This is a genomic window from Dactylosporangium salmoneum (assembly GCF_039532525.1).
In the GTDB taxonomy this organism is placed as follows: Bacteria; Actinomycetota; Actinomycetes; order Mycobacteriales; family Micromonosporaceae; genus Dactylosporangium; species Dactylosporangium salmoneum.
Genome location: NZ_BAAARV010000103.1, coordinates 13,614 through 29,109 on the forward strand (window position 1 = coordinate 13,614; position 15,496 = coordinate 29,109).

General features: G+C 69.9%; 14 protein-coding genes. 8 read left to right on the forward strand and 6 right to left on the reverse strand.

From position 1 onward, the window contains the following. Positions 1 to 50: 50 nt before the first annotated feature. Positions 51 to 1,466, forward strand: a complete 1,416-nt coding sequence (locus ABD352_RS49295) for a glycine hydroxymethyltransferase (protein ID WP_344619582.1) — start codon at positions 51 to 53, stop codon at positions 1,464 to 1,466. Positions 1,467 to 1,481: 15 nt separating this feature from the next. Further along, positions 1,482 to 1,682, forward strand: coding sequence for a type 2 periplasmic-binding domain-containing protein (locus ABD352_RS49300; RefSeq protein WP_344619583.1), 201 nt, complete (start codon positions 1,482 to 1,484; stop codon positions 1,680 to 1,682). 88 nt (positions 1,683 to 1,770) lie between these two features. Here ABD352_RS49300 and ABD352_RS49305 read toward each other — a convergent pair whose 3' ends face one another. Next, positions 1,771 to 2,763, reverse strand: coding sequence for a DMT family transporter (locus ABD352_RS49305; protein WP_344619584.1), 993 nt, complete (start codon positions 2,761 to 2,763; stop codon positions 1,771 to 1,773). A gap of 73 nt (positions 2,764 to 2,836) precedes the next feature. Between ABD352_RS49305 and ABD352_RS49310 the strand changes: the two genes are divergently transcribed. The 5 genes from ABD352_RS49310 (at position 2,837) to ABD352_RS49330 (ending at position 8,720) form a co-directional block, all read left to right on the forward strand. After that, positions 2,837 to 3,757 (forward strand): LysR family transcriptional regulator, encoded by a 921-nt coding sequence (locus ABD352_RS49310; protein ID WP_344619585.1) that lies wholly within the window; start codon positions 2,837 to 2,839, stop codon positions 3,755 to 3,757. Positions 3,758 to 4,274: 517 nt separating this feature from the next. Continuing rightward, positions 4,275 to 5,783 carry an extracellular solute-binding protein gene (locus ABD352_RS49315; RefSeq protein WP_344619586.1) on the forward strand — a complete coding sequence of 503 codons (1,509 nt, stop codon included), beginning with the start codon at positions 4,275 to 4,277 and terminating at the stop codon, positions 5,781 to 5,783. 154 nt (positions 5,784 to 5,937) lie between these two features. Then, on the forward strand, positions 5,938 to 6,750 hold the full coding sequence (locus ABD352_RS49320) for a carbohydrate ABC transporter permease (RefSeq protein WP_344619587.1): 813 nt from the start codon (positions 5,938 to 5,940) through the stop codon (positions 6,748 to 6,750). After that, positions 6,750 to 7,574: a carbohydrate ABC transporter permease gene (locus ABD352_RS49325; RefSeq protein ID WP_344619588.1), complete on the forward strand. Its 825-nt coding sequence runs from the start codon at positions 6,750 to 6,752 to the stop codon at positions 7,572 to 7,574. The genes ABD352_RS49320 and ABD352_RS49325 overlap by 1 nt, the downstream gene beginning before the upstream one ends. 828 nt (positions 7,575 to 8,402) lie before the next feature. Beyond that, positions 8,403 to 8,720: a hypothetical protein gene (locus tag ABD352_RS49330; RefSeq protein ID WP_344619589.1), complete on the forward strand. Its 318-nt coding sequence runs from the start codon at positions 8,403 to 8,405 to the stop codon at positions 8,718 to 8,720. Here the strand turns inward: ABD352_RS49330 and ABD352_RS49335 are convergent. After that, positions 8,687 to 8,965 (reverse strand): hypothetical protein, encoded by a 279-nt coding sequence (locus ABD352_RS49335; RefSeq protein WP_344619590.1) that lies wholly within the window; start codon positions 8,963 to 8,965, stop codon positions 8,687 to 8,689. The two genes, ABD352_RS49330 and ABD352_RS49335, sit on opposite strands and share 34 nt — an antisense overlap. Before the next feature lie 387 nt (positions 8,966 to 9,352). On the opposite strand from ABD352_RS49335, the gene ABD352_RS49340 reads away from it, so the two are divergent. Then, complete coding sequence (locus ABD352_RS49340) at positions 9,353 to 9,994, forward strand: NADPH-dependent F420 reductase (protein ID WP_344619591.1); 642 nt, start codon at positions 9,353 to 9,355, stop codon at positions 9,992 to 9,994. A gap of 185 nt (positions 9,995 to 10,179) precedes the next feature. Here the strand turns inward: ABD352_RS49340 and ABD352_RS49345 are convergent, their stop codons facing one another. The 4 genes from ABD352_RS49345 to ABD352_RS49360 all read right to left on the reverse strand — a co-directional run. Then, positions 10,180 to 10,917, reverse strand: coding sequence for an FHA domain-containing protein (locus ABD352_RS49345; RefSeq protein ID WP_344619592.1), 738 nt, complete (start codon positions 10,915 to 10,917; stop codon positions 10,180 to 10,182). 13 nt (positions 10,918 to 10,930) lie between these two features. Then, positions 10,931 to 12,211: a VWA domain-containing protein gene (locus tag ABD352_RS49350; RefSeq protein WP_344619593.1), complete on the reverse strand. Its 1,281-nt coding sequence runs from the start codon at positions 12,209 to 12,211 to the stop codon at positions 10,931 to 10,933. Further along, positions 12,208 to 13,296, reverse strand: a complete 1,089-nt coding sequence (locus tag ABD352_RS49355) for a PP2C family protein-serine/threonine phosphatase (RefSeq protein WP_344619594.1) — start codon at positions 13,294 to 13,296, stop codon at positions 12,208 to 12,210. The genes ABD352_RS49350 and ABD352_RS49355 overlap by 4 nt, the downstream gene beginning before the upstream one ends. Next, a partial coding sequence (locus ABD352_RS49360; RefSeq protein ID WP_344619595.1) for a serine/threonine-protein kinase occupies positions 13,296 to 15,496 on the reverse strand: 2,201 nt, incomplete at its 5' end. The genes ABD352_RS49360 and ABD352_RS49355, both read right to left, overlap by 1 nt.

The following is a 15,496-nucleotide window of genomic DNA, read 5'->3' on the forward strand; positions in this document are numbered from 1 at the left end:
CCCTTGGGCCGGGCGGGCCGTCCGCCCGGCCCTTCTACATCTGGAGCGACATGAACGCAGAATCGACCGCATTCCGCGCCGCGCTGGAGGCCGTGCGGGCCGTTGAGCCGCGCATCGCCGACGCGATCGCGCAGGAGCTGCACGACCAGCGCGAGTCGTTGAAGCTGATCGCGAGCGAGAACTACGCCTCGCCCGCGGTCCTGCTCGCGATGGGCAACTGGCTGTCGGACAAGTACGCCGAGGGCACGATCGGCCGCCGCTTCTACGCCGGCTGCCAGAACGTCGACACCGTCGAGGCGGTCGCCGTCGAGCACGCCAAGGCCCTCTTCGGCGCGCCCTACGCGTACGTGCAGCCACACTCGGGTATCGACGCCAACCTGGTGGCCTACTGGGCGATCCTGGCCGACCGGGTCGAGGTGCCCTACCTTGCGAAGTTCGGCAAGCGACAGGTCAACGACCTCACCGACGCCGAGTGGGCGCAGCTGCGCGCCGCGTTCGGCAACCAGCGCATGCTCGGCATGTCGCTCGACGCCGGCGGCCACCTCACCCACGGCTTCCGCCCGAACATCTCCGGCAAGATGTTCGACCAGCGCAGCTACGGCGTCGACCCGGCCACGGGCCGCATCGACTACGCCGCCCTGCGCGAGACCGCCCGCGAGTTCAAGCCCCTGGTCATCGTGGGCGGCTACTCGGCCTACCCGCGGAAGGTGAACTTCGCGACGCTGCGTGAGATCGCCGACGAGGTCGGCGCGACGCTCATGGTCGACATGGCCCACTTCGCCGGCCTCGTCGCGGGCAAGGTCTTCACCGGCGACTTCGACCCGGTGCCGCATGCCCACATCGTCACCACCACGACCCACAAGAGCCTCCGCGGCCCGCGCGGTGGCGCCGTGCTCGCCCAGCCGGAGCTCGCCGACCAGGTCGACCGCGGCTGCCCGATGGTGCTCGGCGGTCCGCTGTCGCACGTCATGGCGGCCAAGGCCATCGCGTTCGCCGAGGCCCGCCGCCCGGAGTTCGCGACCTACGCCCAGCAGATCGTCGCCAACGCGCAGGCACTCGCCGAGGGCCTGCTGTCCCGGGGCGTACAGCTGGTGTCGGGCGGCACCGACAACCACCTGGTGCTGATCAACGTCCACCCGTTCGGCCTCACCGGCCGGCAGGCCGAGCAGGCCCTGCTGGACTCCGGCGTGGTCACCAACCGCAACGCGATCCCGAACGATCCGAACGGGGCCTGGTACACCTCCGGCATCCGCATCGGCACGCCGGCGCTGACCAGCCGGGGCTTGGGCGTGGCGGAGATGGATCAGATCGCCGAGCTCATCCACACCGTCCTGTCGGGCACGTCGCCGGCGGAGGGCTCGAAGGCGAAGTACACCCTGGATGCGGCCCTGTCCGACGGCGTGAGCAAGCGGGCCTCCGAGCTGTTGGCGCCGTTCCCGCTGTACCCCGGCGTCGACCTTGGCTAGCCGCCCACCAGGCCGGTGATCGCATCGGCCCGGGCCGGCGCCGGCGGCACATGGCGTGCCGCCGGGCCGGGCCGGCGCGCCGGCCGGAGCACGTACGGCATGCACTTCGGGCAGTTCTCGGCACAGGACTTCGGCGGGCCGCGGACCAAGGAGGCACTCCGCAGCGGCCGGGCCACGATTGGCCTGATCTTCACCTCGGACGCGGTGTTCGGATAGTCAGCACGCAACGGCCGGCTCGCTTGCGTTGCACCCGTGGGTGACCCGTTGTGGGTCATCATGACGCGCGGTGCGCCGGGCGCCGGCCCTACTCGGCCGAATGGGCCCCGACCCGCTCGGCAGGGTTGGCCGGCATCCCCGTGCTGGCCTGCTCCACCGGCGCCTTGCGGCCGGGGCGGGTGTGATTGCGGCGGATCTGGAGGACGGCGGCGGAGGCGAGTACGAGGGCGCCGCCGGTGAGCTGGAGTGTGGTGAGGGATTCGCTCAGGATGAGCGCGGCGAGTGCGGTGGTGACGACGGGCTCGAATGTGGACAGGATGGCGGCTGTTGAGGGGCCGGTCCGTTCGAGGCCGGCGAAGAAGGCCAGCATCGCAGCGACGGTGGACACGATCGCTGTGCACGCGAGCCAGAACCACCCCGCGGGCCCGAAACTCAGATCGACTCCGCCGGCCAGCGCAGCGCGTATCGCGAGTGTGCCGGCCGCACCGGCCATCACCAGTGTCGACAGGAGTACGGGAGACAGCCGGTGGACGATGGTGTCGGAGATGAGGATGTAGGTGGTGTAGACGAGCGCGGAGCCAAATCCCAGCAGCGCCCCGAGCGGGTCGAAGCTCACCGCGCCGGCCCCGAGCAGCACCAGCAGGGTGCCGCCGGATGCGGCCGCCAGCGCGACGCCGCGTGCCGGGGTGAGCCGGTCGCGGCCGAGCAGCACCGCCGCGATGGTCACCAGGATCGGGTAGGTGTAGAGGATCAGCGACAGCAGCGAGGCGTCCATCCGCTGCAGCGCCGCAAAATACAGGCTTGCCTGCGACGCGTACCCGACCGCGCCCAGGCCGAGCGCGATGGCCAGCACCCGGCCCCGGGACGCCGGTGTTCGACCCGCTGCTGCCGCCCGCGGATCCGGTTTCACCCGGCGCAGACTCGGCCGGGCGAGCAGCAGGATCACCAGCAGCACGGCGGCCAGGGTGAAGCGGACGAGCAGCAGTGCCCCGGGCGAGACCCCTGCGCTGTAGGCGAGCTTGCCAAAGATCGCCATTGCGCCGAAACCCGCTGCGGAAGCAAGGCACAGGACCAGACCCATGCCTTGGAGCATCGACCACAGCAACGGTCAGGACCAGCGACGATATCCGCAGGCGAATCGTTAGGATTCCCGCATGGTCGAGCTGGACCTTCGCCGTTTGCGCTTCCTGCGCGAGTTCGAGGAGCGGGGCACGCTGGCCGCGGTGGCCGCAGCGCTGGATTACAGCCCCTCTACCGTTTCTCAGCAGCTGTCCTTGCTGGAGAAGGACGTCGGTGTTGCGCTCCTGGAGAAGGCCGGGCGCGGTGTGCGGCTCAACGACGCCGGTCGCCTGCTGGCCCGCCACGCTCGGGTGCTGCTGTCCGCCGCGGAAGAAGCGCAGGCCGACTTGGCCGCTCTGGGTAGCGAGGTCCGCGGCACCGTGCGTGCCGGCGGTTTGCAGTCCGCGGCTCGTCGCCTGCTCGTGCCCGCCGTCGCCCGGATGAAGATCGATCATCCGCGGGTCCGTACCGAGGTCTTCGAGCTCGAGCTGGAACAGGCGCTGCCCGGCCTACGGTTGGGCGCGGTCGACCTGGTCATCGGTGATGAGTACGACGGCCACCCGCGGCCACGCCCGGCCGGCATGCGTTTCGCGGTGCTGCTCGAAGAGCCCCTGAAGGTGGTGCTGCCGGCCTCGCATCCACTCGCCCGGCCAGGGACGCCCGTGCAGATCTCCGCATTGAGATCGGAGGTGTGGACCGCCGCGGCCGAGGGTACCGGCCACCACGCCATGGTCGTCGGTACCTGCCGGACGCTCGGCGGGTACGAACCCGATTTGCGGCACCGTTCCAGTGACTCCGACGTTCAGCTCGAACTCGTCCGCGTCGGCGCCGCGGTGGCGTTGATGCCGCCACTGGCCCTGCCCGCCGACGATCCCGCAGTCGCCGTCCGGGACCTGGCGGAAACCAACCTCAAGCGCCGACTCGTCACCGTCACCCGGGATACTCCACCTCCGCCCGCCTTGGCCGAGTTGCTGGCGACCGTCGCACAGCAGGCAACCCGGTTCGACCACACCTGACGCGGTGGTGTCTCCTGCTACGCGTCTGAGACACGTCTGCGGGCAGTATGGGCGAACCGGCCGGCCTGCCGAGGCACGGCGAACCGGTCCCAGCCGGCGTAGTGCGGAGATCGAGCGCTGGATCGGGGTACGTCCGAGCGCGCCGTGCGTCACCGTGAACGTGGCGCCGCTGGTGCTCTCCATGCGCTCCGTTCCCCGTGCGGTGCGCCCTGGTATCCAGGATGCCTGACTGTCAGACAGGTGAATTCTGGCGACATGGGGCCGGTGTGTCAACCGCCGGAAGTCCGCAGGCTCCAGCCGTGGCCCGCCCGCGTCGCGCACGACGCGACGATCCGTATGGCCTGCGTCACGGATGAGTAACGAAGGTCGCATGATCGCCGACGAGTCTTGACAGCCCGATCGGGGAATTCCAATCTGGTCGCCTGGACAGACCAGTTACGTATCTGGTTGCCTAGGCGGACCAGTTGCGGCGCTTCGAAGTGAAGACCCGTCAGTTCACGTCTCCGCGGCGCCGTTGATGTCCACCGCCCGAAGGTTCCGCCCTCGCTCCAACGTCCTGTCCCAGACCTGCGATTCCGACCCCCGCTCCGCGGGGTGCAGTGCAGCACCAGCGAGCACGGCCAGCCGGCCGCGCCGAGTAGAGAAGGAATCCGCAATGCTCAATAGACACCCCAAATGGCGCCGTGCCCGTTTCGCTACCGCCCTACTGGCCACCGCTGTCGCAGCCGCCGTCACCGCCTCCGCCTGCTCGTCCTCGCCGGATGGCGGGGGATCCGACGGCGGCACTCTGGTCGTGCAGAGCGGCCTGGCCAACTCGCCGGGCATCCTGGCCGTCTACCAGAAGCTCAACAAGCAGTTCGAGGACGAAAATCCGGGCGTAAAGATCGACTTCGTCGCGAAGAGCTTCGACGACCTGGCCTCCGTCGCCAAGCTTCAGCTCTCCGGGACCAACCCGCCGAATGTTACGCAGGTAAACCGCGGCTACCAGGCCATGGGCGCGTTCGTCAAGGGTGGCCTGCTGACAAACATGGACGACTACGCCAAGAAGAACGGATGGGACAGCCGCCAGACGGCCGCCCAGCACCAGCTCAACCGATTCAGCACGGACGGGAAGCTGATGGGCGAGGGCCCGCTGTGGGGTATGTCAGCCACCACGGCATGGATCGGCCTGCTCATGAACACGGAGATCGCCGCGAAGCTGGGCATCACCGAGGGGCCGAAGACCATCGCGGAACTCGAAGAGCAGATGCAGCGCGCCAAGGCGGCCGGGGAGATTCCGATGCAGTTCGGATCGGCCAACGGCGAACTGGCCGCATGGCTGCTCAGCGAGCTGCTGCTGGCCCAGGGCGGTCCGCAGGTCGTGCAGGACCTGGTCTTCCATCACGCGAACGCGACCTTCACGTCCGAGACCGCGGCCTGGGCCGCCAGGACCATGAAGTCCTGGGGCGACAAGGGCTACTTCACGCCGGACTGGACGGCATACAAGACCGACCAGGTCCTCGCCAACTTCATCGCCGGCAAGGGCCTGTTCTCCCTGACCAGCTCCCGCTTCATCCCGCTCAAAGGCACGCCGGAGCAGACCAAGAAGTTCCGGATGGTGTTCTTCCCGTCGGTGTCTGGGCAGGGAATCGCAGCCGTCGGTGCCGGCGATATTCCATGGACCATCCCGGCGAGGGCGAAGAAGAAGGACCTGGCGGTCAAGTACATCGACTTCGTCACCAGCCAGAAGGCGGCCGAGCAGTTCCTGGCCGGTGGCGCCATCCCTTCGAAGCCGCCGGCGAACGCCGATACCGCAATCAATGCAGCAGACCTGCCGGTCCCGTCACAGGACGCGCTGCGTAACGGCCTCAAGCTGGTGGGCGAGGGCACACCCGTGCCGTACGTCGACTGGGGCGCGCCGGAACTGTACCCGACCATCTCCCGCACGTTCGACCAACTCATGTCCGGCGCCCTCAGCGTCGACGGTCTGCTGGCGGAACTGCAGAAGTCCTACGGCCCGTTCGTAGAATCGCTGGAGAAGGGCTGACCGGCATGTGCCACCCGCTCACGAAGGCGTCAGGCTCTTGGCGTCGAGACTGACGGTGACGCCCCGCCCCGTTCAACCGAACGGGGCGGGAGTCACCGCTCGTAGCCAGCACAGGTCGACGGCCCTTGTCGGCTTCGGGTACCTGGCACCCGCGTTGATCTTCTACGGCCTGTTCCTGATCCTGCCATTCCTGCACAGCGTCTACCTGTCGTTCTGCGCATGGGACGGCATCAGCCCAGGGCGCTGGGTCGGGCTGGACAACTACCGAACCATCCTGCAGAACTCGCAGAACCGCGTCGCGTTCGGGCACGCATTCGTACTGATCGGCTTCTACGCGCTCCTCACCACCGGCTTGGCCCTGGTGCTGGTGGGCATCATCGGCGGCACACGGATCCGAGGGCTGACCGTTCTCCGGGCGGCGCTGTTCCTGCCGTACGTCATCGCCCCGGTGGTGACCGGTGTCGCCTGGCGCTGGCTGCTGGCCCCGGACGGTCCGATCAACTCGCTGCTGCGGGCGGTCGGCCTCGGCGGCTGGGCCCGCGGCTGGCTGGGCGACTTCACCTGGGCGCTGCCCTCGGTCGGGCTGATCGGCGCCTGGATGCTCCTCGGCCTGGCCCTCGTGCTGCTCATTGCCGGTGTGCAGCGCATACCCGTGGAACTCTACGAGGCGGCCCGGATGGACGGCGCAGGCCCCGTCCGCGAGTTCTTCGCGGTGACGCTGCCCAGCATACGAAACGAGATCACGGTCGTCATGGTGCTCGCGGTCACCGCCGCGCTGCGTAACTTCGACCTGATCTACGTGACTACCCAAGGCGGACCGGGAAGTTCCACCGAGGTGCCATCCTTCCTCGTCTATCAGAAGGCGTTCTTCGTCGGAGACCTCGGCGTCGCCTCAGCCATGGGCGTGCTCCTGACCATGGTGATCCTCACGCTGACAATGCTGATCCTCCGCCCCTGGAGAAAATGATGAGAACGACCCGGGCACACGTCCTTACCGGCCAGGTGGTCATCACCTGCGCGGCCGCGCTCGCGGTGGTCCCCCTCATCGGAGTCGTGACGATGGCATTGGGGGAGCCCGACACCCAGGACAGCACCATCAGGCTGAGCAACTCCTTCCACATCGGCAACTTCAAGGCCGTCTGGGACCTGGCCGACATGGGAGCAGCCCTGGCGACGAGCTTCAAGGTGAGCATCACGGCGACGCTGCTGACGCTGCTGCTCTCGGTGCCCGCCGGCTACGCCCTCGCCCGGTTCAGGCTCCCGCTGCGCAACACGCTGTTCCTCGTCCTCCTGGCCGGACTGATGCTGCCGAACGAGTCGCTGATCATCCCGCTCTTCTTCGACTTCCGCGAGGTGGGGCTGGCCGACAACCTGATCGGCGTCATCCTGGTGGAGACGGCGCTCAGCCTCCCCTTCGGCTGCTTCTGGATGCGCACGTTCTTCCGGGACGCACCGTACGAAATCACCGACGCCGGACGGGTCGACGGGGCCAACAGCTTCGTCATTCTGGTACGCCTGCTGGTGCCGATGGCAATACCGCAACTGTTGGCGCTGATCGTCCTGACCTTCGTCTGGACCTGGAACGACCTTCTGGTGCCGCTCGTCATGCTTTCCGGAGGGCGTGAACTGACCGCACCGATGACGTTGGCCACCTTCCAGGGCCAGTACACGACCGACTACAGCTACCTGTCCGCCGCCGCCATCCTGACCACCCTTCCCGTCATCGCCGTGTACCTCGTGCTGCAGCGGTCGTTCGCGCACGGGATCACATCAGGCGCGATGAAGGGATAGTCGCCGGCCAGACCCAGCATCCGGACCAGCAGGCCGCCGCCCAGTTCACCGCCACCGTCCCGGGCAACCGACTTCGGTCGGTACCCGGGCGCCTCCACCGACCGGACGCTGTATCGGCGTCAGGGAGGACGGCATCTGTCAGTCCTCGAGGATCGTCTCAACCCAGAGCGAGTTCAGGTTGTCGCCGGTCAGCGTCGGGTCGATCTCCGTCATCCCGGCTACAGACGTTGAAAGGCTGGCGTGAGTTGCGTGTGGGGCCGGGCCGAGGGGGGCTGGCCGGTTGCAGGTTCGTGCCTAGATGTAGCCGCCCGTGCCGGGTGTCGGGAGGAGCTCGCTCATCGCCCCCAGTATCCGGGCGCCGCCGATGACCTGGTCCGCGACACGTGCACCGGCCGTTTAAGGTAGCGCCGCGACAACCCACCCCTGAGGGTAGGCAACGGGCCTGGGTCGAGTAGGTGAGGTCGGCCGGAGCCGGAGCGAGCTAGCGTCTGAGCTGGTTGCGTTTGAAGGGATTTCGCCATGTCATCATCGACTGCAGCCCTGCTCGCCATCGTCCTGCTAATACTGATTCTCGCCGGTGTCGCGGCTGCGACGTTCGGCCGATTCCGCCGTTCGCCGCGGCGGCGCGGGCAGCGGCTCCGCGGCGCCAGCAGGGCGGGTGGAACCGCATCGCATGACGGCAGCTCGATCGATCCGGCGTCGGCCGGCGCGGCACCACCGCCCTCCCAAGCACCACCACCACCACCACCAGCACCCACAGATGCCGACGCTGCAGGCGGCCCGGCCTATGCGACACCGGCCGACGGCGCCGCCTACGGGGCGGACGACATGGGCGCGCATCAGCCGGCCCACCAACCGCGGGCGGCCGCTGACCCGCAGCAGCCGGGGATCTGGGACAGCACGCAGACCGAGGATTTCCGGCGGCGCTGGCACCGTGTGGAGAGCCGGTTCGTCCAGGACCCGCCGGGCAGCGTCACCGAGGCTCGGCAGCTGGTGGACGAGGCGGTGAAGGCCCTCGCCGAAAGCGTACACAGCCGCGAGGAGCAGCTCGCTCACGGCAGCGCACGGGCGTCCGACAGCATCGCGGACATGCGCGACTCCGTGCTGCAGTACTACCGCCTGCTCGATCGGTTGTTGTCCGTCTGAGCTGTCAGCCGCGGCGGTGCCGCGCTGAGCGGCACCGGGAGACGCCAGGGACGCCTTACATCCGGGATCTCAACAAGTACGGGTGGCTTGCGCCACAGGACCTGCGGAGTCGGGATCGGCGCCAGAGCCATCGCCTCGACCTCGACGTCGGTGCGCGTCTGATCAGCGTCGATCTTCAGGAATACATCACCGACACGCAGGGTCGCCCGCTCGTCATGGGCGACGACGACCTGAACTTCTTCCACGTCGGCCATTATCGCGGGATGTTCATCGACGCCGCCCCGGGTTCATTGCGTGCGAATCGAAGCTGAGGCTGGGCCGGCGTCGGAGCAACCGTGTCTGGGCGGTCGAAGGTTGCAACGGTATCGGCCGGCGCGCGCAGCCTCGGCATAGGCGCTGGCCCGGCCCCGGCGGATCACCCGAGGTGCCGGCTGCTGCTGCAGCCAGGCGGTCAACGGGTTGGCGTCACGGCCGGGCAGCAGGTCGATGACCCTCCTGCCGGATCCTGGAGGCCGGCGCGTACGGCGGTCAGGAGGGGACGGCGCGGTCGACGACGACCTCGTAGACGAGGTCGGTCGGGCATCGCGCCGAGGACGGGAATAGCCGTTGTGCGGGGCGGGTTGCTGCCGAGCGTGACGACATTCGGCATCATCGGAGCGGGACACATCGGCAGCGCGGTCGCCCGGGCGGTGATCGCACTCGGCCATGACGTCGTGATCGCGAACTCGCGCGGGCCCGAGACCCTGTCCGCCCTTGTCGAGGACCTGGGGCCGGCCGCGCGTGCGGCGAGCGCGGCCGAGGCGGGTGCTGCGGGCGACGTGGTCGTCGTCACGGTCCCGTTCGGCAGGTACCGCGAGGTTCCGGTCGAGCCGCTCGACGGCAAAATCGTGCTCGACACCAACAACTACTACTGGGAGCGCGACGGGCGGTTCCCGGAGCTCGACCACGGCGAGGCGACCACCTCCGGGCTCCTGCAGGCCCATCTGACCGGCTCGAAGGTGGTCAAGGCGTTCAACCACATCGCGGCCGCCGACATCAACGCCGACGGCTCGCCGGCGGGCACGCCGGGCCGGCGCGCGCTGGCCGTGTCGTCGGACTATTCGGATGCGGTGGCGTTCGTCGTCGACCTCTACAACAGGATCGGGTTCGACGCCGCCGACGTCAGCCCGCTGAGCGAGTCGTGGCGGGTCGAGCGTGATCGGCCGGCCTACGTCGTCCGTCAGGACAAGGCGGAGCTGGAAGCGAACCTCGCGAAGGCACCGCGCACCGTCTGATCGGGGCCTGCCGGCGTCGGACGTCCGCCGCGTCGCCGGCAAAGACCGGATTGCCTTACTCGATCGAATCCGACGAGTCCAGCTCCTGCCCCGGCTCGCTCGAACAGCCGGCGGCGTTTCCAACGGGAGGTAGGCGCCGGAACCGGCAGCGTTCACTTCGCCTCAGCTGAGACATTGGCTCCGGCTCACGAGGTAATCGTCATCGTGGTCCAGGCGCCGACGTGGATCCGATCGCCTTCCTTGACCGGTGTCGGCACGTTCGGCACGACCGGATCGGTGCTGTCGTTGAGATACGTGCCGTTGGACGAGCCGAGGTCGACCACGGTCCACGCACCGTCGGACGTGGACATCAGCACCGCGTGCGCGTGGGAGACGCCGACGTCTTCGGGCGGACCGGTGAGGTCGATGTCCGGCTCGATGCCCCGCGAGCGACTACGGCGGCCGATGAGCAGATGCCGGCCGTCGGCAAGTGCGAAGCGGCGTTCCGGGCAGAAGGCCGGGAAGGCGACGCTGTCGGCGTCGGGAGCGTCGATGGCCGCCATACGGTCGTGGTAGGCCCGGTCGGCGGACACGACGAGGCGCAGGGTGCCGGGCGATGGGGGCGTCGGCGCGCCGGTGACCGCAGCGGGCGAGATTGCGCCGGGCTGCGGCCGCGGCAGGCTGGCCCCGTTGTCCGGCACGGGCCTGTGTGCCGACGGGTTCAGTGCCTCGAAGTCGAAGCCGTCGACCTCGCAGAAGCGACCGTTGCGCGAGGTGCCGCAGTCCGGGCACAGCTGGCCGCCGGCCTCGGGCGCCGGCGACGCGCCGCCCGTGGACGTGACATCCGCGAGGGGCGTCGGCAGCACTGGTGCGTTGATCGGCGTGCCGCACTCGTCGCAGTAGTCAGTGGCGACCGAACTGTGCCCTCGGGGACAGGTTGCCATCGTCCGCACCTCCTCAGGTGCCTTTGACGCGGATGGTCTTCACGGACCGGACATTGGCCAGCTCGGCGTCGACGCCGGCGACCTTCTGTTTGAGTCTGACCGTACCGCTGGGCGCGTCGATGACCTCGACAACCTTGCCCAGCAGCTTGGCGGTGTCACTGTGGCCGGACTCTTCGGCGAGCTGTACTGCGCGGCCCAGCTTCGCAGTGGCGGTCTCGACGTCGCCGGCGTCGCGGGCGGCGAGGCCCTGCTGGATCGCGTCGGCGAGCTCCGCCTGGCCGGTATAGTGGGCGACCCGGCCGTTGATCTGAGTGGACAACGCCGACTGGTCGGTCCAGTTGGCCAGAACGAGGGACTGGCTGAGCACCTGGTCGCCGGTGACAAGGCTGACCCGCGCGGCAAGCATCTCCTCGCCGACGGCGTTGGCGGGCACCTCGACGGACACGTGGTATTCACGGTGTTCCGCGCCCCACGAACCGGTCGGGTAGTCCCCGATGCGGGCGCTCACGTCGGTGCGGCGGCCGGTCAGGTCCTCGACGTGCGGGAAGACCTGCTTGACGAACCGGACCGTCGCGCCGGCCGGCGTCCACAGGCGAAGCGTCGCCTCGGCCACGGACTTGCCCATCGCCGCTTCGGTCATCGCCCTGAAGTCGGCGACGAGCTGGCTGGGGTCGGGCAGGCCGTCGGCGCTGCCGAGCAGCGCGGAGGCGACGGTGCGCAGCTCCGAGCCGCTCCAGTCGGCGCCGACGCCGCGGGTATCGCAGACGAATCGGCCTTGGCAGGCGCGCAGCACGAAGGCGAGCTGCTCGGCCGTCTCGTGCTGGTTCTTCCCATCGGTCAGCATGATCGCGTGCTTGACCTCGGCGGTGCTGGGCGCGAAGAGGTGGTTGGCCAAAGTGAGCCAAGTGCCGATCGCGGTGCCGCCGTTGGCGTGGAGCCGATGTACCGCTTCCTTGGCCTGTTCACGGGTCTGCGGGTCGGCCGGCACCAGCGTGACCGTTGACGGGAAGACCATCTCCGCATATCCGCGACCGGCCACGATCGCGAACGCGACGCCGTCGCGCAACGCGTCGATCGCGGCCACGGTGGCCTTCTTGGCCTCCTGCATCTTCGTGGATGGGCTGTTCATCGAACCCGAGCAGTCGATCATGATGACTTGCGCAGCGCTGGGCGGCCCACCGGCCACGCCAGCGCCTGCGGCGGTGACGTCGAGCACGGCGTCGACGACGGTGCCGCCGGCGGGCAGGAAGCGGTTCTGGTGGACCTCGACGGTGAATGCGGGTTGGTCGGTCATGGTCTCGATCCTTCGCTTGGACCTTGTTCGCCGGCAGCTACCGCGGTAACAGCTGCGGCGGTGACGGAGGCCGGGTCGGCGGGCTCGATCGGGTAGGGCGCCAGCACCACGGTGACGTTGTCCTGACCGCCCTCGTCGAGGGCGAGCTGCGTCAGGCTCTGCGCGCCGGCCAGCGGTGCGCCCGTGACGGTGGCGGCGACGGTGACGGCCAGGTCGGTGACGACGGGGCGGTACCGGAAGAGCCCGTCGGTGCAGACCAGCACCCGTCCGTGCGCCTCGGGGGCGATCGTGCGCAGGTGGGGGTCGGTGTCGGTGGCGTCGGAGCCGAGCCAGCGCACGAGCGAGGCGGCGTGCGGGTTCTCATCGATCGCCTTGCCGCTGACGCCCTTGGCGGCGAGGGAGTTGCGCAGCGAGTCGTCGACGGTCAGCAGGAGCGGTTCGCTCTCGCCGTCGGGCAGCCAGTAGGCCCGGCTGTCGCCGACCCAGCCGATGGTGATCCCGTCGGCGGTGAGCACCGCGCTCACGAATGTGCAGCTGGGCGGGTTGGGTCCGGGATGGGAACCGGCCACCACCGTCGCGGCGGCCTGGGCAGCGCGGGTCGCCGCGATGATCGAGGTGTCGCGGTCGTCGCCGCCGGCAAGGCCGTCGAGCAGCGCCGCCATCGCGGCGTCGGCGGCCGCATGGGAGGCGGTGTCGGGTCGGCTGGACGACGAGACGCCGTCGCACACCACGACGGCGACCGCGCCGTCGAGTACACCGATCGCGACGGCGTCCTCGTTTCGGTGGTGGCGGCTGCCGATGTCGGTGACGGCGGCGACCACACCGAGGTCGAGCTCGGTGTGCTCGCGCGCGGTCGGTCGGCGCTGCCCGCACTCCTCGCAGAAGCCGTCGGAGCCGAAGGTGCGGCCCTGACAGGCGGGGCAGGCGGCGGCGATCTCGGTCGAGGTCAGCCACCGGACCGAGGCGTTGCGCGGCCTGTCCCGCGCCGCGGACGGGGGCGCGTCCAGGTCGTGGCCGCATGCCTCGCAGAAGCGGTCGCCCGGCCGCACTGGCTCGCCGCAGTCCGGGCAGCCGGTCCGTGCCATCAGAACACCGTCCGGGGGCGTACCGCGTTGGCCTGGTCGACGAGCGCGTAGCGGGCGATCGGGTCCGACTCGTCCGCGGCGAGCGACCGGTAGGCCCGTTCGAGGCCGAACCGGATCTCGCGCTCGGTGAAGGCCTGGCCGAGCAGCCGGCCGGTGGCGGCGACGGCCGGGAGCGGGCCCACTGCGGCGCCCGGCCTCTTGTCGACGCCGAGCCAGTCCAGCGCCGTGTGGAACATCTCGACGGCGAGCTTCGCCCGTCGCTGCTTGTCGAGCTTGAGCTTTTCGAGGCGGTCCGAGGAGTCCAGGAAGTCGCCAGGGGTGAGCGGGCCGCACTCGGTGTGCAGCGCGGCGCGTACCGCAGCGATTTGCGCGGCGACGTGGTGGGTGGAGATGTCGGGCACCTCGTCGAGCACCGCGACGGCGCCGGGCCGGTCGCCGCCGGCGAGCCGCATCCGGGCAACGCCGAACGCGGCGCTGACGAAGTTGTGATCGACCCTCCAGACCCGCTGGTACCGCCAGTCGGCCCAGGCGCGCTCGCCGGCCAGCTCGTTGGCGGCGGCCAGGGCGAGCTGTGCGGCCGGCTCGCCGGGCAGCGCGTCGAAGACCCTGTCGAAGGCGTCCTCCGCCCGCTTTGGTGCGCCGGCGGCGAGGGCGATCAGGCCCTCGGACCAGTCGCGGCGCCAGTCGCCGTCGGTCGCCACACCCTGCAGCTCGTGTTCGGCGCCGGCCAGGTCACCGGCTTCGACCAGGGCCCTGATCAGCTGCAGCGTGACCTCGACGGTGCGGATCGGCGCGCCGCGCAGTGCGGCGATGGTCGCCCGGACGTCGGTGGTGTTGAGCGTGGCGAGGGAGCCGGCCGCCGGATCGGTCGGGTCGACCAGCGGCAGCGGCAGCGCGACCGCGACAGCCGCGCCGGTCGGCGGCTCCATCCCGCCGGTGGCGCCGAAGGCGCGGCGCTCCGGGGTGAACTGCGTCGAGTTCTCCGGCCGGGGCACGCCGTCCGCGGAGGAGAGGATCTCACGCAGTACACCGCGGGTCTGGTCGGCCATCTCGCCGGCGGAGGAGAACCGGCGTGTCCGGTCCGGGTCGGTCGCCCGGCGCAGCAGCCGGTAGTAGGACTCCTGCCCGCGCAGCAGCTCGACGTCGTCGGGGGTGGGCAGGCTGTGGACGTACTTGTTGGAGAATCCGCTGAAGTCGAAGCTGAGCACCGCGAGCGTCCGGCCGACCGTGTAGATGTCCGACCCGATCGACGCGCCGGCCTGGGCCAGCTCGGGCGCCTGGTAGCCGGGCGTGCCCCACAACGGCGAGACCTGGTCGTCGATGCGGCGGACCGCGCCGAGGTCGATGAGCTTGAGCCGCTCCTCCGTGTGGATCACGTTGTCCGGCTTGAAGTCGCAGAAGAGCAGGCCGTGATCGTGGATGTAGCCGATCGCGTTGAGGACCTCGATGCCGTACGAGAGCACGTGCTCCAGTGGCAGCGGCACCCGCCGGCCGTCGGGGCCGAGATGCTCCAGGGCGAGGTCCTTGAGGGACTTGCCGCCCACGTACTCCATGACGATGTACCCGATCATCTCGCCGGTCTTGCTGTCGGGATGTTCGGCGATGTCATGGATCTTGACGATGTTGGGATGGTCGATCTCGACCAGGAACCGCCGCTCCGCCATGGCCGCCTCGAGCGCGTCCTGGTCGCCGGTGTTGATGAGGCCTTTGAGCACGACCCAGCGGTCGGCGCCGGACTCGCTGATGTTGCGGTCGCGGGCCAGGTAGATCCAGCCGAGGCCGCCGTGCGCGAGGGCGCCGAGGATCTCGTACCGGCCGGCGACGCGCTCGCCGGGCTGCAGGTGGGGCGTGAACGAGTACGGCGTGCGGTCGCGCGGGCAGAAGCCGTCGGTGCGGCCGGGCTGCTCGTCGCGGCCCCGGCCCACCGGCTCGCCGCAGGCGCTGCAGAAGCGTTGCGACTCGGGCACGCTGGCGTTGCTCTTGATGGCGGTCGACGGGTCGCGCAGCGGCACCGGCGGCATGGCGACGTAGCCCGCGCCGAGGCGCCCGCGGCTGCTGCCGGACCTGCTCCGGCGGCCCCCGGTCGAGGTGCCGGTGGAGCGACCGCCGAGCGCACCAACGGTCTGGGCAGCGCCGGTCACCGGGGCGGGGTCGGGCCGGGCGGCGGGGATGCGGGCGGGGTCGGGCCGGGCGGCGGCGG

What these genes read in the sequence shown, in the direction of transcription:
- ABD352_RS49295 (WP_344619582.1), top strand. Translation starts at nt 51, where the DNA reads ATGAACGCAGAATCGACCGCATTCCGCGCCGCGCTGGAGGCCGTGCGG.
- ABD352_RS49305 (WP_344619584.1), bottom strand. Translation starts at nt 2,763, where the DNA reads ATGGGTCTGGTCCTGTGCCTTGCTTCCGCAGCGGGTTTCGGCGCAATG.
- ABD352_RS49310 (WP_344619585.1), top strand. Translation starts at nt 2,837, where the DNA reads ATGGTCGAGCTGGACCTTCGCCGTTTGCGCTTCCTGCGCGAGTTCGAG.
- ABD352_RS49315 (WP_344619586.1), top strand. Translation starts at nt 4,275, where the DNA reads ATGTCCACCGCCCGAAGGTTCCGCCCTCGCTCCAACGTCCTGTCCCAG.
- ABD352_RS49325 (WP_344619588.1), top strand. Translation starts at nt 6,750, where the DNA reads ATGAGAACGACCCGGGCACACGTCCTTACCGGCCAGGTGGTCATCACC.
- ABD352_RS49330 (WP_344619589.1), top strand. Translation starts at nt 8,403, where the DNA reads ATGGGCGCGCATCAGCCGGCCCACCAACCGCGGGCGGCCGCTGACCCG.
- ABD352_RS49345 (WP_344619592.1), bottom strand. Translation starts at nt 10,917, where the DNA reads ATGGCAACCTGTCCCCGAGGGCACAGTTCGGTCGCCACTGACTACTGC.
- ABD352_RS49350 (WP_344619593.1), bottom strand. Translation starts at nt 12,211, where the DNA reads ATGACCGACCAACCCGCATTCACCGTCGAGGTCCACCAGAACCGCTTC.
- ABD352_RS49355 (WP_344619594.1), bottom strand. Translation starts at nt 13,296, where the DNA reads ATGGCACGGACCGGCTGCCCGGACTGCGGCGAGCCAGTGCGGCCGGGC.